Genomic DNA, 22,489 nt, shown 5'->3' with positions numbered 1-22,489 from the left:
GGCGTCTCGGGCCGAGCGCTCGTGGGTCAGTGGCGGAACATCAGCACGCGGTCGGCTTCGCGGCGAATGCAGAAGGGCGTCACCGATGAGGGGCTGAACGTGTTGTGCTGTTTTTCGGAGGTGAACAGTTGCTCGAAGGGCTTGCCGCAGGCCGGACAGGCGTACCCTTTCTTGTTGGTCCAGAGGCTGGTCTCTCGGGTCTCCTTGAGCAGTTTCAGACCGTGGCGGTAGTCGTGGATGTCGATGGGCCCGTCGCCCTCACCCAGGGTTTCCATACTGGCGGGATGGCCCGGCCGGAACAAAGAACCTCGGGACGGCTCAGCGACCGACTGGAATCGACCGGCCCATTGCCGGGTCCCCCGCGATTAAGAAACCGGCGAGTGAATGCGAGAGTATGGTCTTGCTGGTTCCGTTCGACGGGTCCACACTCTCGAAGGCGGCGCTGGAGCGCGCGACCGAGTTCGCCGAGTACCGCGACGAAGAGGTCGTCGCACTCAGCGTCGTCCCGGACGACGAGGAGTACCTCCAGAACAGGGGACTGCTCGCCAAAAACGAGTCCCTCGACGTCGACGAACTCTGTGCGGAGTTCGAGCGGGGCGTCCGCGAGATCGCGCCCGAGGCGACCTTCCGATGCGAGACGCCGGATTCGAGCGACTCGATGACTGCGACCGTCATCGACGACATCACGCGGACGATCCGGAACGTCGCCGACGAGGTCGATGCCTCCATCATCTTCATCGGGAGCGAGAACGCCGGCCGCGTCTCGACGCCGGTCACGAGCGTCGGCAGTCCGATCTCGAAGGATCCGCGCTACGACGTTCACATCGTCCGGCACACGTAGACCCACGCGCCTTCTCCGTCTTCGTCTGCCGCGACCTTCATGTGTGTCAAGCCTCACGTAGACGTACGGGGACTCACGCGTGAAACTCGGATTGATCGGCGTCGGGCAAGCCGGTGGGAAGCTGGTCGATGCCCTCGTGGCGTACGAAGCGAACTCGCGAGCGGAGTTCATCGCCGACGCCGTCGCGATCAATTCCGCTGAAGCCGATCTCCTCGGGCTGGAACGTGTTCCGAAAGACCATCGGGTTCTCATCGGTCAAACGCGGGTGAAGGGACAGGGAGCAGGTGCTGATAACGAACTCGGCGCGGAACTCGTACAGGCAGACATCGAGGAGGTGATGGCCGCCGTCGACGAGATCCCGGTACACGAACTCGACGGGTTTCTCGTCGCTGCCGGCCTGGGCGGTGGCACCGGCAGCGGGGGCGCGCCAGCGATCGCGCGGGAACTCGGTCGACGTTACACGGAACCGGTGTACGGCCTTGGGGCCCTGCCCGGACAGGACGAAGGCCGAATCTACGCGCTCAACGCCGCGCGGTCGATACGGACGTTCGTCCGCGAGGCGGACAACCTGCTCCTCGTGGACAACGACGGCTGGCGCAAACAGGGCGCGAGCGTCGAATCAGAGTACGAGCGCTTCAACACGGACATCGCCCGACGGGTCGGGATCCTGTTCAGCGCGGGCGAAGGCGCGACCGGCACCGTGGCCGAGAGCGTCGTCGACGCCAGCGAGATACGCAACACGCTCGGGACGGGCGGCGTGACGACGATCGGATACGCAACGTCCCACATCGATAGACCGCAGGGCGGCCTCCTCTCCCGGCTCTCCGGGTCCAAACCCGAACCGAGCGACACGCAGAACCAGATCACGAGCACGGTTCGCCTGGCCACGCAGGGACGGCTGACGCTCCCGTGTGAGATCGCGAGCACCGAACGCGCCCTGGTCGTCGTCGCTGGACCGCCAGCGTATCTCGACCGGAAAGGGGCCGAACGGAGCCGCAAGTGGCTGGAGGAGGCGACCGCCACCGTGGAGGTTCGAGGCGGAGACTACCCGGTGCCGGACTCCGAGTACATCGCCGCAGTGGTCGTCCTCTCGGGCGTCTCGAACGCCCCACGCATCGAACGACTGAAACAGACCGCCGTCGAGACGCAGCGGTCGATGCGAGACGGCAGCGACGACTTCGCAGACGTCTCCTCGAGCGGCGACGGTGATATGGAACCGCTTTTCTGATCGAACCCGGGGGACGGATATAAACACCCGATAATATCGTGAAAAATACTGATGCAGACTGCAGTGGTACGTCTCGTTGCAGTTCGCACCCAATCCCTCGCCCGAATTTCCCCAGTTTCGTCGGACGCAACGTTCCGGACCAGTCCCGTCCGGAGCGATCGCTTTTCACCGTGCCGGGACCGGTCAGTGGCCGCTCGGATCACGATCGTCGATAGCCTCCCGGGGTCGAACATCGAAACCGGTAGGAGTACGGTCCCACATCGTCAGGTATGGGGGAATCCGTCGAGTCTCTCGCCCGGCAGGAAGGATGGCACGCCGAAGACGAGGCCGCGCGCGTCCACTACCAAGGTGGTACGGACCGCTACAGCATCGAGTACTACGAACCGAGCGACTGCGTGGTGTACTGGAAGGTCTCGCCGGACGGTGACGTCGCGGTCCCGGTCGGCAGAGACACCGTGCCCGACCCGCTCCGCGAACGGATTCGACAGGACCTCGCCGAGGCGGACGTCGACCCGACAGTCGAATCCAGGACGCTGTAGCCGGTCGTTCGGAAAGAAATGCGGAAGACACGAGTCCGGGGGAATCGAGCCCTGTCCCGTTCGTGCGGCGACAGAGCGTTTTAGTCGATCGAACCGCTGAGTCGTGGACATGAGCGTCGAGGACGATGAGATCGAAGCTGTCGCAGCGGCCATTTGCGACGCGGAGACGACGGTAGCGATGTCGGGAGCCGGTGTGAGTACGGCGTCGGGCATTCCCGACTTCCGCGGCGACGACGGGCTCTGGGAGCGCCACGACCCGATGGACTTTCACATCGATCGGTTCCGGGCGGACCCAGCGGGGTTCTGGGAGGACCGCGTCGACCTCCAGGCGGCCATCTTCGAAGACGAGAGCATCGGCCCCAACGGCGCCCACGATGCGCTCGCCGACCTGGAGGCGGCCGGCCAGCTCGATACGCTCATCACGCAGAACATCGACGGCCTCCACCAGGAAGCCGGCTCGGAGAACGTCGTCGAAATCCACGGGTCGGCGGCCCGCGTCGCCTGCCGGGACTGCGGGCGTCGGTTCGACGCCGACCCGGTCATCGAACGGGCACGAGACGGCGAACTCCCGCCGACCTGCAAGGAGTGTGGCGGAACGCTCAAACCCGACACCGTGTTGTTCGGTGAGCAACTCCCGGACCACGCGCTCATGCAGTCGCAGTCGGCAGCACAGGACGCGGACCTGTTCCTCGCCGTCGGCTCCTCGCTGACCGTCGAACCCGCGGCGTCGCTGCCGCTGGTCGCCAACGAGCGCGGGGCGACGCTCGTGCTGGCCAACCTCGAATCCACCCCGGCGTCGGGCTACGCGGACTTCGACTTCCGTGCCGACGTCACGGACGTCCTCCCGCGCATTCGCGACCGACTCGTCGCGTAACTGCCAGGTCCCACACGTTTTTGCCCATCGGTAGCGTGGGTCGTGGTGTCATGGATTACGAAGTAATCGACACCGAAGACGTCCCGATCACCGACCTCTCAGAGGTGGAGGGCGTGCCGCCCGACCTCGACATCAGGCCCGTCGGTCGGCAACTCGGCGTCAGTAACATGCACGTCACGCTCTGGTACTTCGAGCCCGGCGAGGAGATCCAGTATCACGCACATTCCGAACAGGAGGAACTGTACTACGCTATCGAGGGCGAGTTCTCGCTCAAACTGGGACGGTCCGGCGAGGAGGAGTACGTCGAAGTCGGTCCGGGAGCGTTCTGGGTCGCCGAGCCGAAGATCGGCCACGGCCACCGCTACGTCGGTGACGACACGGGCGTCGTGCTGGCAGTCGGTGCGCCCGCCGTCGACGACCCGGGACTCGACCCACACGGGATCAACGACGAGGAGATCGACGGCGCCTGAGTTCAGGCGTAGGAACTGTCGAGATACTCCAGGATCCGTTCGGACTCCGCCATCGTGACGCCGCGGTCCTCGTCGACGATGACGGGGACGGCCCGCTGGCCCGAGACGCGTCGAACGGCGTCGCGCTGGGAGTGGAGGCCCTCGACCCAGATGCTCTCGTACTCGACGTCGAGTTCCTCCAGCCGATCCACCACGAGTTCACAGAACGGACAGCCCTCGAGGCGATAGAGCGTCAGCGTCATGGCTCCCGGTACGAACGCGACCGGTAAAGGTACCGGGGGCTCACACGCCCGGTCTCGGGGAGAGTTTTTTGTGGCTTCCCCGAGATTTCGGCGTATGCCACCGACCGAGGGGGAGACGGTTCCCGATTTCGAGGCGCTGCTGTGTGACGGTGAGACGTTCCAGTCGACGCAGTTGTCGGACGCGCTCGGTGCTCGCGGCGGCGTCCTGGTCGCCACTGGGTTCGCGTTCAGCGCGATCGCTCGCAACTGGTGGAAACGGTTCGAGAAGTACGGCTGGGGCGAGTTCGCGGACGTCCCGGTCCTCGGTTTCGGTCGCGACGGCCCCTACGCGCAGAACGCATTCCTGCGCCGCCTCGACGAGCCGCCGTTCGAGATCTTCGCAGACGTGAACGGCGGGATCATGGACGCCCTGGACCTCCGGACCGACCGATCGCACATGGCGAACACCGCGACCCCCTGGCGGTCAGTGTTCGTCGTGACTCCCGACCGGGAGGTGCAGTTCGCCTACGTCGCCGAGGAGTGGATCGGACCGCTTCCACGCGAAGACGTCGAAGCGGCGGTGGCAGAACTGTAGGCCGGGAGTGCGCGGCGCGATTATTCGCTGTAGATGTCGTCGACCTTCCCGGAGAACTTCTCCAGGATGTTCCGGCGCTTGAGCTTCATCGAGGAAGTCAGCATGTCGTTTTCGGCCGTCCACTCCATGGGCACGAGCTCGAACTGCTTGATGCGTTCGTGTTTCTCGAAGCGGTCGTTGACGTTCTCGACCGTCTCTTGGACCCACTCCTTGACGCGGTTGTCCTCGCAGATGTCGATCGGATCGGAGGGAATCGCGATGCCTTCCTCCTCGGCCCAGCGCTCGACGGCCTCGAAGTTCGGCACGATAAGGGCGCCGATGAACTTCTCGTTGTCGCCCAGCACCATCACCTGATCGACGCGCTCGCTGGTGGCGAAGGCGTCTTCGATGGGACCGGGCGCCACGTTCTTCCCCGTCGTGAGGACGATGAGCTGTTTCAGCCGGTCGTGGTAGATGAAGTAGCCGTCGTCGGTCTGTTCGATGATGTCCCCTGTGCGGAACCAGCGCCCGTCTTCGTGCTCGGTGAAGGCGTCCTCGGTTGCCTCTGGACGTTCCCAGTATCCCTCGGTGACGTTCGGCCCTCGCACGAGGAGCTCACCGATCTCGCCGTCTGCCTTGTCACGGCGGTCTTGACCGATGACCCTGTCGTCGAGTTTGACGTCGATGTCGTGCATCGGCGGGCCGAGCGTCCCCGGTCGGGGGTCTTCCGCCGGGTTGACCGAGACGACCGGCGCCGTCTCCGTGAGTCCGTACCCCTCGAAGATTTCCAGGCCCATCCCGCGGAACAACTCGGCGAGTTCCTTGTTGAGACTCCCGCCGCCGCTGATGAAGAACTCGACGTTGCCGCCGAGCTTCGATTTCACCTCGCTGAACACGAGTTTGTCCGCGGCGTAGTACTTCATCTTCAGCGAGTTGCTCGGGTTCTCGGTGCGGCCGTACTTCCGGCCGACTTCGAGCGCCCACTCGAAGATGCGCTCTTTGATGTCCGAGGTCGCAGCCTGTTCGCGCATGGCGTCGAAGATGCGCTCGTACACGCGGGGCACGCTGGTAGCCATCGTCGGCTCGACGGCCTGCAGGTCCTCCTGGATGGTGTCGGTGCTCTCGGCGTAGGCGACTGTCGCCCCCGAGAAAAACATCGTGAAGTGGCCGGCGGTCCGCTCCAGCACGTGGGCCAGCGGCAGGAAGGATAGCGTCTTGATGTGCGAATCGAGCACCGGTGTGTCGGGGTCCTTGTCCGGGCGCGGACCGAACCGCTTGCGAATCTGCGTGAAGTTCGCCGTGAAGTTGGCGTGAGTGAGTTTCACGCCTTTCGGCTTGCCCGTCGTCCCGGACGTGTAAATGAGACTCGCGAGGTCGTCCGGTTCCTGGGCCTCGATCCACGACTCGTACTCGGACTGGTCGAAGTTCTCCTCGCCGAGGTCGTAGACTTCCTCCAGGGTGAGAATGTCGTCGCGTTCGTCGTAGATGTCCACGTCGTCCATGATGACGATGAACTCCAGGTCGAGGTCGTCCTCGACGCCGAGGACTCGTGCCAGCAGTTCCTCGTTTTCGACGACGACGCCCTTCGCCCCGGGATCGCCGAGCAGGTATCGGACCTGCCGTGGCGACGACTCCGTGTAGACCGTCGAGACGACGCCCCCTGCCGCGAGCAGGCCGAGGTCGGCCTGTGCCCACTCCATCCGCGTGTTGGCGAACATCCCGACGCGATCACCGCGGTCGACGCCGAGTTCGCGGAACCCCGCTGCCAGCTTCTTCACGATGTCGTGCATCTGGTCGTAGGTCAACAACGCGAACTCGTCGGCCGGCGGCGCCGGCACGACGTCGTCCGTCAGCGATCGATCGTACACCCCTCCTTTGTACTGCTGAGCCGGCTGGTTGGCGTGACGCTGAGCACTCTCCACGAACAGTTTCGACAGCGTTCCCCTCCCCGTTAGCTCGTCCGTGTAATCAGCCTCCGCCCGCAGCAGTTCCTCAGTCGTTACCATTAGGTCGACACTTCGGAGCAACCCCATAATAACTTCGGGAATCTTTATCACACGATTATCGTTTATACTCACGAAGGCAAGATATCCGCCTGCGAGAACTCACAGCCACAGTCCTCACAGCGGTACGATCCGATCCCGAGCTTGCGCACTGCCCCGGTACTATCGCACGACGGACAGTTAATGTCGACGAGAACCGTCATCAGTAATCACTCGTTGCATTGGCACTTGAGTGTCCCGGCCCACTGCTCCGTGTCTCCTGGTCGTCCTCATCGAACCAGCACACAGCGGGGATGTCATCTGTCGCTACGAGACTGAAATAAACCGAGTGAACAGTAACGGTTGTTTATCAGATAGTACAGAATATACGATAATATGTCAGAGTCTACAGGTGCCGTCCTCATCGCCTCTTCGTCGGCGCGTGACACCGACTACGCGGCGTGGCTCGACGACGACTGGACTGTCACGACAGTCGAGGACAGGGACGAGCTCGTGGAAGCCGTGCGTCCGGACGTTGCCCTCGTTCTCCTCGGCAGGGATCTGATCGACGGCGACCCCGAGTCCTGCTCGACGACCTCAGAGCGATGGGGATCGATCGCCCGATCGTCGGGTTGAGCGACGACAGCGAGAGCACGACTGGCCTCGGCTCTCGGTTCAGCGAAGAGTTGGTGCGTCCGGTCGCGGAGTCGACGTTGCTCGAGACGGTCGAGACGATGGCAGCCCGCTCCGACGAAGCCGTCCAGAAGCAGGAATACCTCGCACTGGCGGCAAGCCAGGCAGCGATGGAGATCGAACTGTCACCGGCCGAAACCGATGAACACGAGACGTACGAACAGGTCACGAGTCGGATCGAAGACCTCAGAAGCCGCATCGACGTGCCGCTGGAGGAGTTCGAGGACGAACTCGCCGACTCGCTCACGTGAGCCGCGAGTTTTTTGTATCGGTCGGCCGCCTGACACACGTATGGTTCGGGTTCCGCTCCTCCCGCGATGGCTGCGCTGGGTCGGCGCGTGCGCTGTGGCAGCGTTCATCTTCTACACGTCGATACTGACGACACCACCACCGAATCCCGTCGTCCCGGGGAAACCCGATCTCTTACCGTTGGACAAGTGGCGTCACTTCCTGGCGTACGCCGCACTGACGGGCGCGCTCGTGTACGCGACGGTCGACGTGGATCGGTCCGTCCGATTCAGGTTGCTGTTCGTCGTCGGCGTCGCCGTCCTCTACGGAATCGGCATCGAGGTCGGCCAGTCTCAGATTCCGAATCGGTACTTCAGCCTCGGTGATGCCTACGCGAACGCCATCGGTACCGCACTCGTCACGCCCTGGTACCTGGTTCGCTCCCGCATTCAGTTCCAGCCCGTGCTGACGCGATTGGCCGTCTTTGCCTGACCAGACGTGATACTGAAACGCCATCGTCGTTCGCGACGAGCGACACTCAGTCGTCCCCGACGGCAGCCGAGTCGCCGGCGCCCGCTTGGGCGTCCCAGAGGCCCGCGTACTCGCCGTCGGCCGCGAGGAGATCGGCGTGCGTGCCGGTCTCGATGATCTCTCCCTCTTCCAGTACGACGATGCGATCGGCGTCCTTGATCGTCGAGAGCCGGTGAGCGATGACGAACGCGGTCCGCTCGGCGATCAGTCGGTCCAGACTCTCCTGAATCAGGTCTTCGGTCTCGGTGTCCACGTCGCTCGTCGCCTCGTCGAAGACGATGATCGACGGGTCGTTCAGCAGCGCCCGGGCGATGGCGATGCGCTGGCGCTGACCGCCGGAGAGTTTGATCCCGCGCTCGCCGACTTGCGTGTCGTAGCCCTCGGGCAGGTCGCTGACGAACTCGTGGGCCTCCGCTGCGTTCGCGGCTTCGACGATTCGCTCGCGAATCTCGGGATCGGGGTCGCCGTCGCCGGTTTCGGCGTCGAGCGCCTGCTGGTCGCCGTAGGCGATGTTCGCGGCGACGGTCCCGGAGAACAGATACGGGTTCTGCTCGACGATGGCGATCTCCTCGCGAAGTGTCTGGAGGTCGTACTCGCGCACGTCGGTCCCGTCCACCTCGACGGCGCCCGAGTCAACGTCGTACAGCCGCGGAATCAGCTTCAGGAGCGTCGATTTTCCGGCGCCAGTGCTCCCGGCCAGTCCGATGGTGTCGCCCGCGGACACGTCCAGGGAGACGCCGCGGAGGACGGGATCGTGCGCCTGCTCGTAGCTGAATGTCACGTCGTCGAAGGTCACGTCACCAGCGACGCCGTCGGGTGAGTACGGGCTCTCCGGGGACGTGACCGACGGGGCGCGACCGAGCAGTCCGAACACGCGTTCGGCGCTCGATTTCGCGAGCTGGTACTTGTTAGCCGACTTCCCGATCCGGCGCATCGGCGAGTAGAGCCGGCGAAGGTAGAGGAAAAAGAGGGCGAACGCGCCGGTCGAGAGCGCGCCGGGGGTCCCGAGGATCATGTCGCGGCCGCCGACGTACAGGACGAGGACGAACACGACGCCCGTGAGCAGTCGCAGTGCCGCGAAGAAGGCCCGACGGACGCGCAGCGCCCCGACTTTCTCGTCGTGGTAGGTCTGGCTCTGGGCGGCGACCCGCTCGCGCTCGAAGGCGTGGCGGTTGAACGCCTTGACGACGGCCACGCCGCCGAGGTTGTTCTCCAGGCGCGTGTTCAGCCGGGCGACGGTCTCTCTGATCGATTTGTACCGCGGCTCGATCCAGGTGAGAAAGCGACCGCTGGCCAACCCGATGAGTGGGACCGGCGCCAACGCGATGAGGGCGAGTTTCGCGGAGTACGTCGCGAGGACGGCGGCGATGCCGCCGACCGTCGCCACGACGCGGATCATTTGGCGGAACTCGGTGTTGAGAAACTTCTCTAACCTGTTGATGTCGCTATTGAGAATCGACATCATCCCGCCGGTCTGGTGATTGGCGAAAAAGCCCATCGAGAGGTGCTGTAAGTGGTCGTAGGTGTCGTTGCGGAGGTCGCGCTGTATCTTCTGGGCCGAGGACTGGATGAGGTATCTGGAGGCGAACCGCGTGGCCGACCGGACGAGATACGCGAGCGCGGCGATGACGACTAACCGTTCGAGAAGGGCGAGTCGAGCGGCCTCGCCCGTGATCGCGGCTGACGGAACGAGGCCAGCGCGCGCCAGCAGCCCCGGTTCAGCGGAGCCGAGGACGACGCGGTCGATGGCCGTCGCGACGATGATCGGCGGCATCAGTCGGGCGAAGCGCGTCACGAACGAAGCGAGCACGCCGACGGTGAGGCGCAGCCAGTACGGCCGCGCGTAGGCCAACAGGTTCCACATCGGGTGTCCGTCCACGTTCTCCCGAACGGTCTCGAACCCACCGTGTTCGTCCGCCATGGTCGCCACGAACCGCTCCAGCCTTGAATATCGAGCGACCGACGACGACGGGGACGCGAGCCGGGGTACACATTTATAACTGTAAGTTCGAAATTCGAACGGGGCGATAGCATGCCTCTGGTCCCACACTACCCGTCCGACGAGCCGGACGACGGGGAGGTACCGGACCTCACCGACGTCGTCGACCGAATCATTCACGGGGATTCCGGCGACCACCCCGTCGTGACGACGGCGTGACGACTCGGTACGAGAATTTTTTTCCCGATCGTGCGAAAACCACTCGCAAAAGAGGTATATCGCTCGACTGCATAGCTCGACCGTGGCGAAGCCTCTCCGTTTTCGGCGGTCCACCGAGCGCTGGACCGACGGTCGCGTCCGGTCCGAACTCCTCCAGCCCCTGCAATCGAAGTTCGGGGCGACGAAGCAGGGTCCGTGGTACAAACCCCCCGAGGGCTACGACGCCTGCCGCCTCGAGATGGACAACGGCGACGTAGCGCTGTTCTGCTGGGCCGATGGCGAGGCCTACTGGATGGGGAACACCGAGACGCCGAAGACGCTCTGGCGAACGAACAAGTACACCTTCGAGGAGGTTCCCGACGGGGTAGCCGAGTGGGCCGAGACGGAACTGCTCGCCCAGCTCCACGAGGAGTCGCCCTGGCTCGAAGCGTACCCGAACGTCTCGTGGTTCTTCCTCCCAGTGCTGCTGTCGAAGGACGGCCGACACACGACCAGGGAGTTCCTCAAGGAGCACGCGGCGGGCTTCCCCGACGCCGACACCGACGAGGCACTCGGCTTTTACGAGGAGTTGCTCGACCGGGACGTGTTCGAGGACCGCTACGTGATGGCCTCGAAACTGGGGACCAGCGAGCAGCTCCACCTCGACCGGATGCGCTCGGCGATGAGCGAGTTCACGGTCGCACGCCTGCTCGACGACGCCGGTCACGAGGTCACCCCGGAGATCGAGGTCACGACCGGCCACTTCATCGACTTCCGGGCCGACAGCAACGGATCGGGGCAACTCGTCGAGGTGACCCGGCCCCGCCCACCGTCGCGGCGGTCGGCCTCCTCACCGATCGCGTCCATCAGAGAGACGGCGAAAACGAAGACCAGCGGACAGCTGCAGGCTCACGACGGCGGCGTCACGATGTTCGTCGACTGTTCGTCGTTCGACGACGACGATTGGAAGGCGCTCCTCGCCGATCAACCGGACGTTCGACACAAACCAGCGGTCGTGTTCCGAGCCCATCCGAACGGGCGCTTCGAGGGGTACACCAAGGGTTCGGTGCCCCTCGCACTGCCCAACGGCATCCAGTGACTCAGTTCTCGTCGGGGTCGTACTCGTAGTCGCGGAGCGTCGACGGTGGCACCTTCGAGAGCGCGGCCTCGGCTGTCGCCTCTAACACGACCGGCGGTGCCGCGTCGGCCTCCTCGGCTTCGAGCCAGCGGTCGATACAGACGCACCAGCGGTCGCCGGGCTCCAGCCCCGGGAACTGAAGTTCCGGCCGCGGCGTGACCAGATCGTTCCCCCGCGCCGCGCTGAACTGGAGGAACTCCTCGGTCACGACGGCACAGATCTCGTGGCGGCCGGTGTCCTGCGGATTCGAGCGACAGCAGCCGTCCCGCTCCCAGCCCGTCATCGGGTCTTTGCTGCAAGGGAGCAGCTGGCCGCCGAGCACGTTCGTGTCGTCGGTCATTGCTCGTCGTCGCTGGTCTCGGACTCCGCGGGGACGATCTCGTAGGAGCGTTCACTCATCTCGTCTTCTTCGAACACGAACACGCGGCCGTCGACGGTGTCCAGGTCCGCCTCGACGACGACGCGGTGCTGTTCGTTCGTGACCGAGACGCCCGGGAACACCGTCGTCGACTCGTCCGTCTCGAGCAGGACGCGTCCGACGCCCGTGTCACGGAGAATGTCGTCGTGGGTCTTCTGATCGTTGACGTAGGTGAGAACACCCTCGGTGCCCGTCGGGTCGGTCACGAGGACGTGCACGTCCTTGCCCGGTGCCGTCCGAACGCTCCCCTCGCGTGTGGCCGGCACGCCGCGGTAGTACACCGTGCGACCGTCCGTGTACTGGACCTGGATGCCATCTTCTTGGAGTTCCACGGGCAGCGAATCGGGTGAGATCTCGTCGCGGAGAGTCATGCTCGATGGTACCGGCGGCGAGCGGAAAAGCGCTCTCTTTGGCCGACGAGCACGCCGCGACGGGATTCCCCGCGAGTGGCGTGTTCGACGGCAACCATCACAAGTAAGTATCGAGGTATTCGAGAGGTAGGCGATGGAAGGTCGGGCAGCAGCACCCGCGGCAGGGACCGTGTTGAACGCGCTGGCGACCGGCACCGGGTCGGCGTTCGCCATCGACGTCTACACGACTGCCACCGTGGACCTGACGGACGACGACGAGGTGACGGGCACGATCGCCGGCGCCCCCGACGCCGACACGCGGCTCATCGAGCGCTGCGTCGAGTTGGTGACCGAGCGGTTCGGCGACGGCCAGGGTGGCACGGTCGAGACCGAGAGCGACGTGCCGATGGCCTCCGGGCTCAAGAGTTCCAGCGCGGCCGCGAACGCGACCGTGCTGGCAGCGCTCTCCGCGCTCGACGCGACCGACGAAATCTCGCGTGAGGACGCGTGTCGCCTCGGCGTCGAAGCGGCTCGGGACGTGGGCGTCACGATCACGGGCGCGTTCGACGACGCGAGCGCGAGCATGCTCGGCGGCGTGACGGTCACGGACAACACGACCGACGAACTGCTCGCTCGCGACGAACCCGACTGGGACGTCCTCGTCTGGACGCCCCCAGAGCGGTCCTTTTCCGCGGATGCGGACGTCGAGCGCTGCAAGCAGATCGCGCCGATGGCCGACCTCGTCGCGGACCTGGCGCTCGACGGCGCCTACCCGCGCGCGATGACGGTCAACGGCCTCGCGTTCTGTGCGGCGCTCGGGTTCCCGACCGATCCGCTCGTGGAGGCGATGCCCCACGCAGAGGGCGTGTCGCTGTCCGGCACGGGCCCGAGTTTCACCGCGATCGGCGAACGGAGCGACCTGGAACGAATCGAAGACATCTGGAGCACTCGAGAGGGTACGACATGGCTGACGACAACACAGACCGACGGCGCACAGACGAAATGAGCCTGGACGAACTCCGCGAGGAGATCCGTACGATCGACCGCGACATCGTGGAGTTGATCGCCCAGCGAACCTACGTCGCCGAGGCGATCGCCGACGTCAAGGAAGAACAGGGACTGCCGACGACCGACGAGGAACAGGAGCAGGCCGTCATGGAACGGGCCGGCGACAACGCCGAACAGTTCGACGTCGACTCGAACCTCGTGAAAGCCGTGTTCCGCCTGCTCATCGAACTGAACAAAGTCGAGCAGCGCGAGAGCCGGTGAAGGAGTTCCCTTTTCGCGGTCTGAGGCCTCGAAGAGCCATATTGGAACTGGTTTTCTGACCAGTTGATTGGTCCGGTGTGTGCTGACCGAAAGACACAGTATTCTGTGTCTCCATAGTTTTCTGCATGCCGACTATCACGGTGAGCGTCGACGACGACCTCAAAGAACGAATGGAAAAGCATCCTGAAATCAACTGGAGCGAAGTCACACGTCAGGCCATCCGGGAGAAAGTCGAGAATCTCGAACTACTTGACCAACTGACTGCTGACAGCGAGCTCACCGAGTCAGGGGTCGAAGAAATTGCCGCAAAAATCAATCAAAGCGCACGCAAGCGTGTCGATGAAGAGACGAGGTAGTTCGGCCAGATGAAGTTGGTTGTCGATGCAAACGTCGTCATCTCGGCACTGGTTGCCGACTCGAAAACGCGGGAACTCATCGTTACACTCGAACCGGAAATGCTGACGCCCGAAGTCGTCCACGAGGAAATCGGGAACTACGAAGACCTCATCATTGAAAAGTCGGGAATGGACGCAGAGAGAGTCCAGCAGTTCGTCGACCTGCTGTTCCAGTACATCGAAACGGTCCCTGCCAGCGAGTTTTACTCGTCTATCGAACAAGCAGACGCAGCAATTGGAGAAACTGACCCAGACGACGTGTTGTACGTGGCGTGTGCGCTCGCACGTGAAGCAGGTGTGTGGAGCGACGATTCGGACTTCGACGAACAAGACCTCGTTCCTGTCTTCTCGACCAATGAAGTTGAATCCTCGTTTGACACGAGGTAAAAAGCGGCAATCGAGACAGAATCTGTAACACCATTTTGGAACCTGAACAAGGTCGAACAGCGAGAATCGCGCTAGAGTTCTTTCAGACCGAGGCTGTATTCGAGTGCGGTATCGACTTCTTGCAGACGTTCGTCGGGGACGGACCCGATATTGTCCGTGATACAGTGTTCGATAGAGATCGTGCGTATCTGACTACAGAGAGCGACTGAATCCTCTCGAAGGGGGGACTCATCAGCCGAGACACGAACTTCGAACGGATACAGTTTGCCACCTCTCGACGTTGTGAACGGAACCACGATCGTGGTCGGTGCGTTCTCGTTGCCGACGTCGTTTTGCACGACGAGACAGGGCCGAGTGCCGCGCTGCTCCGACCCCTCCGTCGGGTCCAATTCGACGATGACGACGTCTCCGCGTCGAACCTTCATTACTTACCAATCCGGCGCATCATCGTGATACTGATCGGCCTCACGGGACACGTCAGCCATCTCTTCTGCGAGGGCTTCGGACGATTCCGCATACTGCCGATACCCTTCGGCAAGCTCATCACGGCTCACGGGCTTTTCGATGGTTATTTTCCCGTCTTCCTCGTGGATGATGACTTCGTCACCACCGTGGATGTCGAGCTTTTCTCGGAGTTCTTTCGGAATGGTGACCTGACCGCGCTCGCCCACCTTCCGCTCCTCGCTCTGGAACATACGTATTCATATCATATTCATACTCAAGGCAGTTTCGCCCCTGACGAGCCACTTGGGGGTGAGAAGTATTCGTAGCACGGACACGACATCAGCATCGAGAGTGATGACGGAAAGAGACACCAGTCAGCGTCTTGTACGGTGGCGTTTACCGAACTGAACGAGATTGAGCAGCGAGAATCGCGCTAAGACTGCCGTTTCCAGGCCAGCAACGACACGTCGGCACGTTTCGGTGTGTCTGTAGCACGCGGTCGAAGCGAGTTAGTACTCCCAGAGCCGTTCGATTCGCGACTCGATCGCTGGATGGTCGTCCCGAAGCGTCTTCACTGCGGTTTCGCCGTTCACGTTGATGACCTGAATCTCCCCGCGCCGGTCGGAGTACACGTCCTGGAAGTCGTACACGACGCCGATCACGTCCACGTCCGCTGGAACGTCGTCGCTCTCTCTGAGGAACGCCACCTGCCGGTCGACGTTGTACTCGACGAGGCGATTGATCGCCTCGGTTCGGTCGAGATCGTCCGGCAGCGCGTCGACGCCCGCTTCGAGATGGGGTTTCAGGAGCCCGAGACAGTGCTCGATGCCAGCGGGCTCGGAGAGGCCGTCAGTGATTTCGTCGTAGGTCGCCGTCACCGCGCCACAGCCGGTGTGACCCACGACGACGGCCGTTTTCGTGCCGGTGTGCTCGATCGGATAGAGGACGTCGCCGGAGACCGCTTCGCCGGCCGCAGTCCGCTGGACGACGCGGTTACCGATGTTCCCGCACGTGAAAATGTGCCCCGGGTCCTCGTTTCCCCACATCTGATCCTGCAGGACGCGCGAGTCGGAACAGCAGACCGTGACCACGTCGGGTTCCTGCGCGTCCTGTACGCTGTCGAATCTGTCCTGGAACGCCTCCGCATGCTCCCAGTTCCGCTCCAGGAGGTCGACCAGTAGCTGCATATCTACTGTGGGCGCCCCGGCCCAGAATAACTCTTGGTTCGACGGCAACCCCACCCAACAGGTACAGCGGAGTCGCCCCGACGATTGGAATTCGACCAGGTTTTATCACTCGGCCCAGAACCTGCGGCCAATGTCTGGAGAGTCCAGCGAAGAGGCCACCGTCCCGATCGTCTGTACGGCCTGTGAGACCACGACGCGTGTCGCCCTGTCTCAGCTCGCCGAGACACTGGAGCGACACAACGAGAACCAGCACGACGGGGAGCAAATCGCCGAAGTGGACCCCGACGTCGCAGACCAGGTCGCGGATCTCGTCGCCAAGGACCTCGGACTGCTCGACGACTGATCGCGTCCGTCGACTACTTCTCCGCTACCGTCCCGATACTGCTCAACAAGGTCTCGCTCCCACCCGTTTCCTTACGAGTTCCATCTCATCTCCGCGGAGGACTTCAGGCTCCTCACGGTATGTCAGACGATGGTTCCAAACGATCCCGAGCAGTCGGACCCGAATCACGAGCGCGTCCAGGAACAGGCCAGGGACCGCACACGCGAACGCACGGACTCCGTCGAATCCATGCTGGGACGCGTCGGCATGCTCGACGAGGCGAAGTATCCGGTCACGAGTGAAGAACTGGCCGTCGAATACGCCGACGAAACTGTCGACCTCCCGAACGAAACCGAGTCTCTGGGGTCAGTCTTCGACCGCCTGACCGACGAACGGTTCGAATCCCCCGCCGAGGCTCAAGAGGCAGTTCTCAACGAGCTCACGGGCGAGCAAGCGGGACCAGAGGAGTACAACGACGAACGGTCTCTCGAAAATCTGCAAGACGACGAGGGGGAGAGCGATCCGCTGGAATGAGTAGGTATAGTCGAAAGGGTGAGAAGGAACTACCGACGAATTCAACGACCACGGCGTAGGAAACGTGATGGACTCGCCGGGATTTGAACCCGGGGCCTCTCCCATGCCAAGGGAGTGATCTACCGCTGATCTACGAGCCCTCGCACTCTCTGCTTTCCGGTGGGTTTTCTTAAACCCATCGAAGCCACCCGGCCACCGTCAGGGAGTCACACTGTCATTTCATATCAACACTCGGCCAAAACCCATAACATATCCTTAGCCGTTTATCAATTACCAGAAGTCGGACACATAGTCGAAGAGTACAGAGTTGCGAACTCCCCCCAGTCATCGAAGACCGATCTCCGTGACAACAGATACGAACGCGAATTCCCAGTCCCACCACCCTACGCGCGGGACTGGGAGTTCACACGCTGACAGTGGCAGCGAGGCTCGAAGAAGTGGTCGTCTCTTACGACAGACCGGGACGAACACGCGTTCGCGGGGACGCGGACAGACGACGCTGGATTTCGCGACGGGGATGAGCGTCTTCTTGATTATTCTCATTTCGGTGCTCCTGTTCATCCCCGGGTCGCTGGAACCGTTCACGAAGGGCGCACAGGACAACATCGTGACCTCGAACCGAGTGGGGGACCAGCTCTCTGAGGGACTCCTCGGAGACCCGGCGAACCCGCACATCGTGAACGCGAGTTGCACGATCGACTTCTTCCAGAACACGACGCCGGGTCACGGCGGGTGCCAGTTCACCGGATCGACGTTAGAAGAGCGCATCGGCGTCCAGGACAGGCGACTGGTCAACGTAACCCTCCGGGGCAACCTCTCCGCGCACGGCGGGGCCGAGGACCTCCTGTGCTGGGACAACAACGGAACAGATCCGGGGCGACTCGTCGAACAGAGCAACGCGTCGAACAATGCGGCGAAGTCCTGTGACAGACCGTTCGCCATCGGGGAGACGCCGCCGAACCGTGCCGACGCGACCGTGACTGCGCGACGGGTCGTCTCGATCAACCGGAGCGCCGGGTCGGCGGAGAAAGTCGATGTGGTGCTCATCGTGGAGGTGTGGTGACGATGCGGGCACAGGTGCACACGCTGGAGGCCATCGTCGGCGCGCTCCTGTTGTTGACCAGCGTGGTGTTCGCGCTCCAGATGACCGCCGTCACGCCCCTCTCGGCGAGTACGTCCAGCCAGCACATCGAGAACCAGCAGCAGGCGAGCGTCGAGGGCGTTCTCGCGAGCGCGGCGGAGAGCGGTGCGCTCCGTCGCGCCGTGCTGTACTGGAACGAAACCGGTGAGCGGTTCCAGAACACGAGTTCGGAGACGTTCTACACGATCAAGGCACCGCCCAACGAGTTCGGCAGGACGCTCGAACGGCAGTTCGGCGACCGCGGGGTCGCGTACAACGTCAGAGTTTACTACCGGACGGCGAGCGGGAACGTCGGCGAGCAACTGATGGTCAACCAGGGAGAGCCGAGCGACAACGCGGTGATGTCCGCTCGGACGGTCGTGCTGACAGACGACGCGCGCCTCTACAACGAAAGCGGCGAGCGGCCCGGAACGAGCGTGGAAGATTCGTACATGTCCAACGACGTCGCCAAGAACAGTCCGGTTCACACCGTGGTGCGCGTGGAGGTGATCGTATGGCGGATCTGAGAGAGTGGATGGCCGACGAGAGCCGGAGTCGCGGCCAGATCATCCTGGTGACCGGCTTCGCGCTCGCAGTGTCGTTCGTCGCGCTCGCGCTCGTGTTGAACTCGGTCATCTACACGGAGAACCTCGCGACCCGGAGCGAGGCCGCGAAAGCGTCCGACGCGGTGAAGGTCAAATCCGACATGGCCGACGCGACGGCCGCGATCATCAGCTACGTCAACGAACACAACGCCAGCGGCGGGACCAGCTACGAGACGCTCGTCGAGCAGGTCAGAATCGGGGTGAACAACACGACCCAGTACGCGCGCGAGTTTCAGGTGGCTAACGGCCAGGCAGTCGACGCGACGCTCGTCGCCACCGACGAGGGGACCTGGATCAACCAGTCGTTCGAGGCCAGGAACTTCACCGACAAAACCTACGACGCCGACTGGACGCTGGTCGAGGACGCGGACGGCGCCCGCAATCTCCGGCTGCACGTCACAGACCCTGACGCGATCGAGAACACCGGGAACATCTCGGCGTCCCCTAGCGTCGACGACCTCGACGACCTCCACAACTTCACGATCGTCGCCGAGGATACGAGCGGTGCGACGTGGACAATGGAGATCGTACACGAGGACAACGACGAGTTGGGCCTGTCAGAGTCGGGCTACGTGGTCTCCGTCGTCGATGGTGACGACGACCGACACACCTGTGACGTGCTCGATGATACAGGCGGCGTCGAATCCTTCTGGGTCAACGTCTCAGCGGGCACGTTCAACGGAACCGAGTGCCGAGCGCTCAGGTTCGGCGAGGACATCGGTCCGACGTACGACCTGCGCTTCCGGAACAGCAACAACGTGAAGGGCACCTACCGGGTGCTGGTCAACGAGTCGCAAAGCGACGTCAGAGACGGATCAACCTACAACGCCCCCGGATCCAGTGGTCCGCCGCCGATCACGGACGAGGCGATCTACGGCGCGAAGATTTTCGTCGAGTACGAAGAACGACGCATGGAATACGAGAGCGACGCACGGGTCGTCCCGGGTGAGACGGATGACTGATCGACGGCCGCAGACCGACCGCGGGCAGGCCATCACGCTCAACTACGCCATGGGGATGGCCATCGGCGTCATCCTCATCACGGGCCTGTTGATAGCCGGTGGCACCTTCGTCACGGACCAGCGCGAGAGCGCCATCCGGACGGAGTTGCGCGTCGTCGGCCAGCAGATCGCCGCCGACGTCGCGACGGCGGACCGACTGTCCCAGTCGACTGAGGGCAACTCGACGGTCAGGCTCGAACGCACCATGCCCGAGACTGTCGCCGGCGGGACCTACAACGTCAGAGTCGTCGCGTCGAAGGACGCCCATCTGATCCTCACGACGGAGAACCCGGCCGTCCGCGTCAGAGTGGATCTGGTCAATCAATCCGACGTGCAGGACACCGCGATCAACGGCGGTACGCTCCACATCAACGAGACGGCGAGCGGTGATCTAGAAGTGGTCAGCGGGGGTGCCAGCAGATGAGTCGCCGCGACGAGCGCGCAGTGAGCGACGTCATCGGGTTCGTCCTCGTGTTCGGCTTGGTCGCGACGACGGTCGCCATCATCTCGGTGAGCGGCCTCGGGACGCTCCAGGACTCTCGGAACGCGGAGCAGATCAACAACGCCGAGCGAGCGTTCGACGTGCTGGCCGACAACATGGCCGACGTCCACCAGGAGGGCGCGCCCCATCGCGCGACCGAGATCAGCCTCGAAAAAGCCCAGTTGAACACGGCGACAGTCGTCCGCATGAACGTCACGGCGAAAAACACCACGAGCGGCAGCTGGGAGACGATCCGTAACGTCCAGGCCCAACCCATCGTCTGGACGGCGACGCGAGGGCGCGAGACTCAGATCGCCTACTCCTTCGGGGCCGTCGTTCGATCCCAACGGGACGGGGGTGTCGTGCTCAACAGGCCCCCGCTCGTCCTCGAAGACGACAGGATGTTCCTCACGATCGTCAAGACCCAGACCAACTCGCCGAAGAGCCTGAGCGGGACGACCATTCGCGTCCGCGCCAGCGAGGCGCGGTCGGCCGGCCAGATACGGGACGACGAGTTGAGCCACTATGGCCAGCTGCGGATCAACGTGACGACGCCACGGGCCGACATCTGGCAACAGTACCTGGAACGGAAGGAAGTGGTCACGTCGTGTGCCATCGACGAGGAGACCGGCACCAGCCGGGTGAGTTGTGCGCTCGACGTGCCCGAGGAACTGTACGTCTCAGTCAGCGGGATCACCGTCGCCCTGGAAAAGTAGTCCGGTTCAGTTGAACTCGACCTGCACGTCGTTTTCTGTCACGTGGAGGAACGCGATGAACTCCGAACCTTTCGTCTCGTCGTAGTTGAGCGCCCCTCGGGAGGCAGGTTCGTTGATCGGGTCGCTGTTCCCCGGCCCCGTCTTGGCAATGAGATCGACGTCGGGGCCGGTCAGTTGCAAGTAGTGGTTGACGACTGCGTTCATACTCTCCGTGTCCCCAGCGCCTTCGTCGTACTCGGCCGGCTCGTCGCTCACGGTGTCCTCGTGTTCGTCCCAGGTCGCGGTGTCACGGAGCTCCCAGCCGTTGCCGTCACAGTCCTGCATGTGCTCGTTGAACGCGTACTTGTTGCCGAGCGTGACGCCCGTCGAGGTCCCGCAGTTCGGATCGTCGATGTTCGGGTCGTTGTCGCCTTTAGATCCGATCTCGTCGTACTCCATCGGGATGGAGCTGAGGAAGTCGACGTGGAGCTTCAGGTCGCCGCCGCTGCACTGCCAGTTCATGCCCGACACCGAATCGGGATCGACGGCCGTCTCGAAGGACTCGTACTCCGTCGAGCCGTCGCCGTCGTGGTAGTAAACGCCGACGTAGACGTCCTCGTCCGGGTCTGAACATGCGTTGTTCGGGTTCACGTCCGAGTAGACGTGGATCTCGAACTCTTTGCCCTCCTCGGTCGCGTAGAACGAGAAGTGGGGCTTGTTCTGTTCGATGTCCAGCGTGACGTCGAACTCGTTGATCGGGTGGCCGTCCGAGATGCCCCCGGCGTCGACGCTGTCACCGGCCTGTGGTAACGTGAATTGGCCAGGTGCACCGCCGAAGGAGACGAGTTCCAGCCGAACGGTCTGGTTGTTGTCGTAGACCGTGACGTTCCCGGTCGTCCGCTGCCGGAAGTACTCGGCCCATCCCTCGTAGTACTCGCTGTTGACCCAGGCGTAGACGGTCCCGTTCTCGATCGGGTTCTCGTACTGTTTCGGGCCGCTCGTGTGGTTGTACGGAGCACCGACTGCGTCGACGGTCGCGCTCGTCGCGTTCGGATACACCGATTGCTCCGGGGACGTCCGGCTCACGGAGACCCGCGACGTGCTCGAGCCTTCGCTGTCACTGCGAACCCGGATGATGGGAAGCGTCAGCGTCGCCCGGCGGTAGTGGAACTCCGGCGGCGAGACCATCATCGCGTCGCCCACGTCGTCTTTCCGCCAGACGCCACCGCCCTGATAGGCGATCTCGGTCTTGCCGTTCGTGTAGAGCAGTTTGCCGAGCGACTCGTTGTACAGGACCTCCACGTTGTCGTTTTCGGAGTAGTTGTGGTGTTTGAGGGCGATCCAGCCGGCGTCCGGTTCCGTCGTGAACGACCCGCTGTCCTGGCCGAACGAGATGGTCTGCGTGTTCGACGCGCCGAGCGCGACCATGGCCGTGCGCGAGTCGAACAGCGTCATCGAGTGTTCGGCCCGCTGGAGTTCCGACTGGCCCCGCGTCGATTCCATCGCGGTCGTGCCGAGCGAAACGACCGCGATCGTCCCTGCCAGCACGACCGCGATGACGAGCAAATACCCGAGAGGGCTGGATTGACCGCGCGCGTCACCCGACAGCCGCTGGCGGACCCCGCCTGGACTCATACTGCGTGGATTTTGGAAGGTGCTGGCATAAGCCCACTGGCCATATATAAATACACTTACTATTCTGGGTCCGAGAGCCACGGCGGCGGGGCGCTCGTCGCGAGTAGCAACCGTTTAGTGTCACAAGGAGAACGGTCACGTGGGAACAGCACGGCCGCAACTCTGACTCGCCGCTCACGTGGCTCTCGGG

Annotated in this window: 32 protein-coding genes and 1 tRNA gene; 22 read left to right on the top strand and 11 right to left on the bottom strand. The window is 63.3% G+C overall.

The features are described from left to right. Positions 1-26: 26 nt before the first annotated feature. Entirely contained in the window at positions 27-275 is a 249-nt protein-coding gene (locus tag ACFR9U_RS10020) for a DUF7385 family protein (protein ID WP_247373958.1), read from the bottom strand. Between the two features lie 119 nt (positions 276-394). On the opposite strand from ACFR9U_RS10020, the gene ACFR9U_RS10015 reads away from it, so the two are divergent. From ACFR9U_RS10015 to ACFR9U_RS09995, 5 genes are all read left to right on the top strand, one after another. After that, the gene (locus ACFR9U_RS10015; protein WP_247373961.1) at positions 395-841 is read left to right on the top strand and encodes a universal stress protein; all 447 of its coding nucleotides are present in this window, start codon (positions 395-397) and stop codon (positions 839-841) included. A 79-nt stretch (positions 842-920) separates the two neighbouring features. Continuing rightward, a complete protein-coding gene (locus ACFR9U_RS10010; protein ID WP_247373963.1) occupies positions 921-2,069 on the top strand; it encodes a tubulin/FtsZ family protein in 1,149 nt (382 codons plus the stop codon). Positions 2,070-2,338: 269 nt separating this feature from the next. After that, positions 2,339-2,608: a DUF7538 family protein gene (locus tag ACFR9U_RS10005; protein ID WP_247373965.1), complete on the top strand. Its 270-nt coding sequence runs from the start codon at positions 2,339-2,341 to the stop codon at positions 2,606-2,608. 109 nt (positions 2,609-2,717) lie between these two features. Next, positions 2,718-3,482, top strand: coding sequence for an NAD-dependent deacylase (locus ACFR9U_RS10000; protein ID WP_247373967.1), 765 nt, complete (start codon positions 2,718-2,720; stop codon positions 3,480-3,482). A gap of 50 nt (positions 3,483-3,532) precedes the next feature. After that, complete coding sequence (locus ACFR9U_RS09995) at positions 3,533-3,952, top strand: cupin domain-containing protein (RefSeq protein WP_247373979.1); 420 nt, start codon at positions 3,533-3,535, stop codon at positions 3,950-3,952. A 2-nt stretch (positions 3,953-3,954) separates the two neighbouring features. On the opposite strand, the gene ACFR9U_RS09990 is transcribed toward ACFR9U_RS09995, so the two are convergent. Then, positions 3,955-4,194, bottom strand: coding sequence for a glutaredoxin family protein (locus tag ACFR9U_RS09990; RefSeq protein WP_247373981.1), 240 nt, complete (start codon positions 4,192-4,194; stop codon positions 3,955-3,957). A gap of 94 nt (positions 4,195-4,288) precedes the next feature. Here ACFR9U_RS09990 and ACFR9U_RS09985 point away from each other — a divergent pair, with 94 nt between their 5' ends. Beyond that, the gene (locus ACFR9U_RS09985; RefSeq protein WP_247373983.1) at positions 4,289-4,768 is read left to right on the top strand and encodes a redoxin domain-containing protein; all 480 of its coding nucleotides are present in this window, start codon (positions 4,289-4,291) and stop codon (positions 4,766-4,768) included. 20 nt (positions 4,769-4,788) lie between these two features. On the opposite strand, the gene ACFR9U_RS09980 is transcribed toward ACFR9U_RS09985, so the two are convergent. Next, entirely contained in the window at positions 4,789-6,753 is a 1,965-nt protein-coding gene (locus ACFR9U_RS09980; protein WP_247373986.1) for an AMP-dependent synthetase/ligase, read from the bottom strand. 372 nt (positions 6,754-7,125) lie between these two features. Between ACFR9U_RS09980 and ACFR9U_RS09975 the strand changes: the two genes are divergently transcribed. The 3 genes from ACFR9U_RS09975 to ACFR9U_RS09965 are packed head-to-tail and all read left to right on the top strand — an operon-like array spanning position 7,126 to position 8,142. Then, on the top strand, positions 7,126-7,365 hold the full coding sequence (locus ACFR9U_RS09975) for a hypothetical protein (protein ID WP_247373988.1): 240 nt from the start codon (positions 7,126-7,128) through the stop codon (positions 7,363-7,365). Then, positions 7,335-7,673, top strand: a complete 339-nt coding sequence (locus ACFR9U_RS09970; RefSeq protein ID WP_247373990.1) for a HalX domain-containing protein — start codon at positions 7,335-7,337, stop codon at positions 7,671-7,673. The genes ACFR9U_RS09975 and ACFR9U_RS09970 overlap by 31 nt, the downstream gene beginning before the upstream one ends. Before the next feature lie 40 nt (positions 7,674-7,713). After that, the gene (locus tag ACFR9U_RS09965; protein WP_247373993.1) at positions 7,714-8,142 is read left to right on the top strand and encodes a VanZ family protein; all 429 of its coding nucleotides are present in this window, start codon (positions 7,714-7,716) and stop codon (positions 8,140-8,142) included. 46 nt (positions 8,143-8,188) lie between these two features. Here the strand turns inward: ACFR9U_RS09965 and ACFR9U_RS09960 are convergent, their stop codons facing one another. Then, positions 8,189-10,102, bottom strand: coding sequence for an ABC transporter ATP-binding protein (locus ACFR9U_RS09960; protein ID WP_247374004.1), 1,914 nt, complete (start codon positions 10,100-10,102; stop codon positions 8,189-8,191). A 111-nt stretch (positions 10,103-10,213) separates the two neighbouring features. On the opposite strand from ACFR9U_RS09960, the gene ACFR9U_RS09955 reads away from it, so the two are divergent. Both ACFR9U_RS09955 and ACFR9U_RS09950 read left to right on the top strand, forming a co-directional pair. Next, entirely contained in the window at positions 10,214-10,339 is a 126-nt protein-coding gene (locus ACFR9U_RS09955; protein WP_282594004.1) for a hypothetical protein, read from the top strand. Positions 10,340-10,421: 82 nt separating this feature from the next. Beyond that, a complete protein-coding gene (locus ACFR9U_RS09950; RefSeq protein WP_247374007.1) occupies positions 10,422-11,417 on the top strand; it encodes a DUF5784 family protein in 996 nt (331 codons plus the stop codon). Between the two features lies 1 nt (position 11,418). Here ACFR9U_RS09950 and ACFR9U_RS09945 read toward each other — a convergent pair whose 3' ends face one another. Then, complete coding sequence (locus ACFR9U_RS09945) at positions 11,419-11,796, bottom strand: DUF2237 family protein (protein ID WP_247374019.1); 378 nt, start codon at positions 11,794-11,796, stop codon at positions 11,419-11,421. Next, positions 11,793-12,245 carry a DUF5796 family protein gene (locus ACFR9U_RS09940; RefSeq protein WP_247374022.1) on the bottom strand — a complete coding sequence of 151 codons (453 nt, stop codon included), beginning with the start codon at positions 12,243-12,245 and terminating at the stop codon, positions 11,793-11,795. The genes ACFR9U_RS09945 and ACFR9U_RS09940 overlap by 4 nt, the downstream gene beginning before the upstream one ends. A 133-nt stretch (positions 12,246-12,378) precedes the next feature. Here ACFR9U_RS09940 and ACFR9U_RS09935 point away from each other — a divergent pair, with 133 nt between their 5' ends. The 4 genes from ACFR9U_RS09935 to ACFR9U_RS09920 all read left to right on the top strand — a co-directional run bounded on the left by ACFR9U_RS09935 (position 12,379) and on the right by ACFR9U_RS09920 (position 14,275). Further along, positions 12,379-13,230 (top strand): shikimate kinase, encoded by an 852-nt coding sequence (locus ACFR9U_RS09935; protein WP_247374033.1) that lies wholly within the window; start codon positions 12,379-12,381, stop codon positions 13,228-13,230. Beyond that, the gene (locus ACFR9U_RS09930) at positions 13,188-13,493 is read left to right on the top strand and encodes a chorismate mutase (protein ID WP_345893339.1); all 306 of its coding nucleotides are present in this window, start codon (positions 13,188-13,190) and stop codon (positions 13,491-13,493) included. The genes ACFR9U_RS09935 and ACFR9U_RS09930 overlap by 43 nt, the downstream gene beginning before the upstream one ends. A 125-nt stretch (positions 13,494-13,618) precedes the next feature. Further along, positions 13,619-13,849: a hypothetical protein gene (locus ACFR9U_RS09925; RefSeq protein ID WP_345893340.1), complete on the top strand. Its 231-nt coding sequence runs from the start codon at positions 13,619-13,621 to the stop codon at positions 13,847-13,849. A 9-nt stretch (positions 13,850-13,858) separates the two neighbouring features. Beyond that, positions 13,859-14,275 carry a PIN domain-containing protein gene (locus ACFR9U_RS09920; protein ID WP_247374041.1) on the top strand — a complete coding sequence of 139 codons (417 nt, stop codon included), beginning with the start codon at positions 13,859-13,861 and terminating at the stop codon, positions 14,273-14,275. A gap of 71 nt (positions 14,276-14,346) precedes the next feature. Here ACFR9U_RS09920 and ACFR9U_RS09915 read toward each other — a convergent pair whose 3' ends face one another. The 3 genes from ACFR9U_RS09915 to ACFR9U_RS09905 form a co-directional block, all read right to left on the bottom strand. Beyond that, entirely contained in the window at positions 14,347-14,700 is a 354-nt protein-coding gene (locus ACFR9U_RS09915) for a type II toxin-antitoxin system PemK/MazF family toxin (RefSeq protein ID WP_247374043.1), read from the bottom strand. A 3-nt stretch (positions 14,701-14,703) separates the two neighbouring features. Beyond that, positions 14,704-14,970 carry an AbrB/MazE/SpoVT family DNA-binding domain-containing protein gene (locus tag ACFR9U_RS09910; protein ID WP_247374045.1) on the bottom strand — a complete coding sequence of 89 codons (267 nt, stop codon included), beginning with the start codon at positions 14,968-14,970 and terminating at the stop codon, positions 14,704-14,706. A 258-nt stretch (positions 14,971-15,228) separates the two neighbouring features. Beyond that, the gene (locus ACFR9U_RS09905; RefSeq protein ID WP_247374048.1) at positions 15,229-15,906 is read right to left on the bottom strand and encodes a carbonic anhydrase; all 678 of its coding nucleotides are present in this window, start codon (positions 15,904-15,906) and stop codon (positions 15,229-15,231) included. Between the two features lie 130 nt (positions 15,907-16,036). Here ACFR9U_RS09905 and ACFR9U_RS09900 point away from each other — a divergent pair, with 130 nt between their 5' ends. Both ACFR9U_RS09900 and ACFR9U_RS09895 read left to right on the top strand, forming a co-directional pair. Further along, on the top strand, positions 16,037-16,249 hold the full coding sequence (locus ACFR9U_RS09900; protein WP_247374050.1) for a hypothetical protein: 213 nt from the start codon (positions 16,037-16,039) through the stop codon (positions 16,247-16,249). A 129-nt stretch (positions 16,250-16,378) separates the two neighbouring features. Then, positions 16,379-16,762 (top strand): DUF5789 family protein, encoded by a 384-nt coding sequence (locus tag ACFR9U_RS09895; protein WP_247374053.1) that lies wholly within the window; start codon positions 16,379-16,381, stop codon positions 16,760-16,762. 68 nt (positions 16,763-16,830) lie between these two features. Here ACFR9U_RS09895 and ACFR9U_RS09890 read toward each other — a convergent pair. Continuing rightward, positions 16,831-16,902, bottom strand: a tRNA-Ala gene (locus ACFR9U_RS09890). A gap of 377 nt (positions 16,903-17,279) precedes the next feature. Between ACFR9U_RS09890 and ACFR9U_RS09885 the strand changes: the two genes are divergently transcribed. From ACFR9U_RS09885 to ACFR9U_RS09865, 5 genes are read left to right on the top strand one after another with little or no spacing between them, the layout of a single operon-like run. Continuing rightward, positions 17,280-17,825 carry a DUF7287 family protein gene (locus tag ACFR9U_RS09885; RefSeq protein ID WP_247374055.1) on the top strand — a complete coding sequence of 182 codons (546 nt, stop codon included), beginning with the start codon at positions 17,280-17,282 and terminating at the stop codon, positions 17,823-17,825. Positions 17,826-17,827: 2 nt separating this feature from the next. After that, entirely contained in the window at positions 17,828-18,409 is a 582-nt protein-coding gene (locus ACFR9U_RS09880; RefSeq protein ID WP_247374057.1) for a DUF7288 family protein, read from the top strand. Then, complete coding sequence (locus ACFR9U_RS09875) at positions 18,397-19,449, top strand: DUF7261 family protein (RefSeq protein ID WP_247374068.1); 1,053 nt, start codon at positions 18,397-18,399, stop codon at positions 19,447-19,449. The genes ACFR9U_RS09880 and ACFR9U_RS09875 overlap by 13 nt, the downstream gene beginning before the upstream one ends. Beyond that, on the top strand, positions 19,442-19,912 hold the full coding sequence (locus ACFR9U_RS09870) for a DUF7266 family protein (protein WP_247374070.1): 471 nt from the start codon (positions 19,442-19,444) through the stop codon (positions 19,910-19,912). The genes ACFR9U_RS09875 and ACFR9U_RS09870 overlap by 8 nt, the downstream gene beginning before the upstream one ends. Further along, on the top strand, positions 19,909-20,685 hold the full coding sequence (locus tag ACFR9U_RS09865) for a DUF7289 family protein (RefSeq protein WP_247374072.1): 777 nt from the start codon (positions 19,909-19,911) through the stop codon (positions 20,683-20,685). Before ACFR9U_RS09870 ends, ACFR9U_RS09865 begins: the two co-directional genes overlap by 4 nt. A gap of 6 nt (positions 20,686-20,691) precedes the next feature. Here ACFR9U_RS09865 and ACFR9U_RS09860 read toward each other — a convergent pair whose 3' ends face one another. After that, positions 20,692-22,299, bottom strand: coding sequence for a DUF7289 family protein (locus ACFR9U_RS09860; protein WP_247374074.1), 1,608 nt, complete (start codon positions 22,297-22,299; stop codon positions 20,692-20,694). Positions 22,300-22,489: the final 190 nt, after the last annotated feature.

The organism is Halorientalis brevis (assembly GCF_042678165.1).
GTDB classification, from domain to species: Archaea; Halobacteriota; Halobacteria; order Halobacteriales; family Haloarculaceae; genus Halorientalis; species Halorientalis brevis.
Note: the sequence above shows the minus strand (reverse complement) of the source record. Positions and strands in the feature narration are given on the sequence as shown.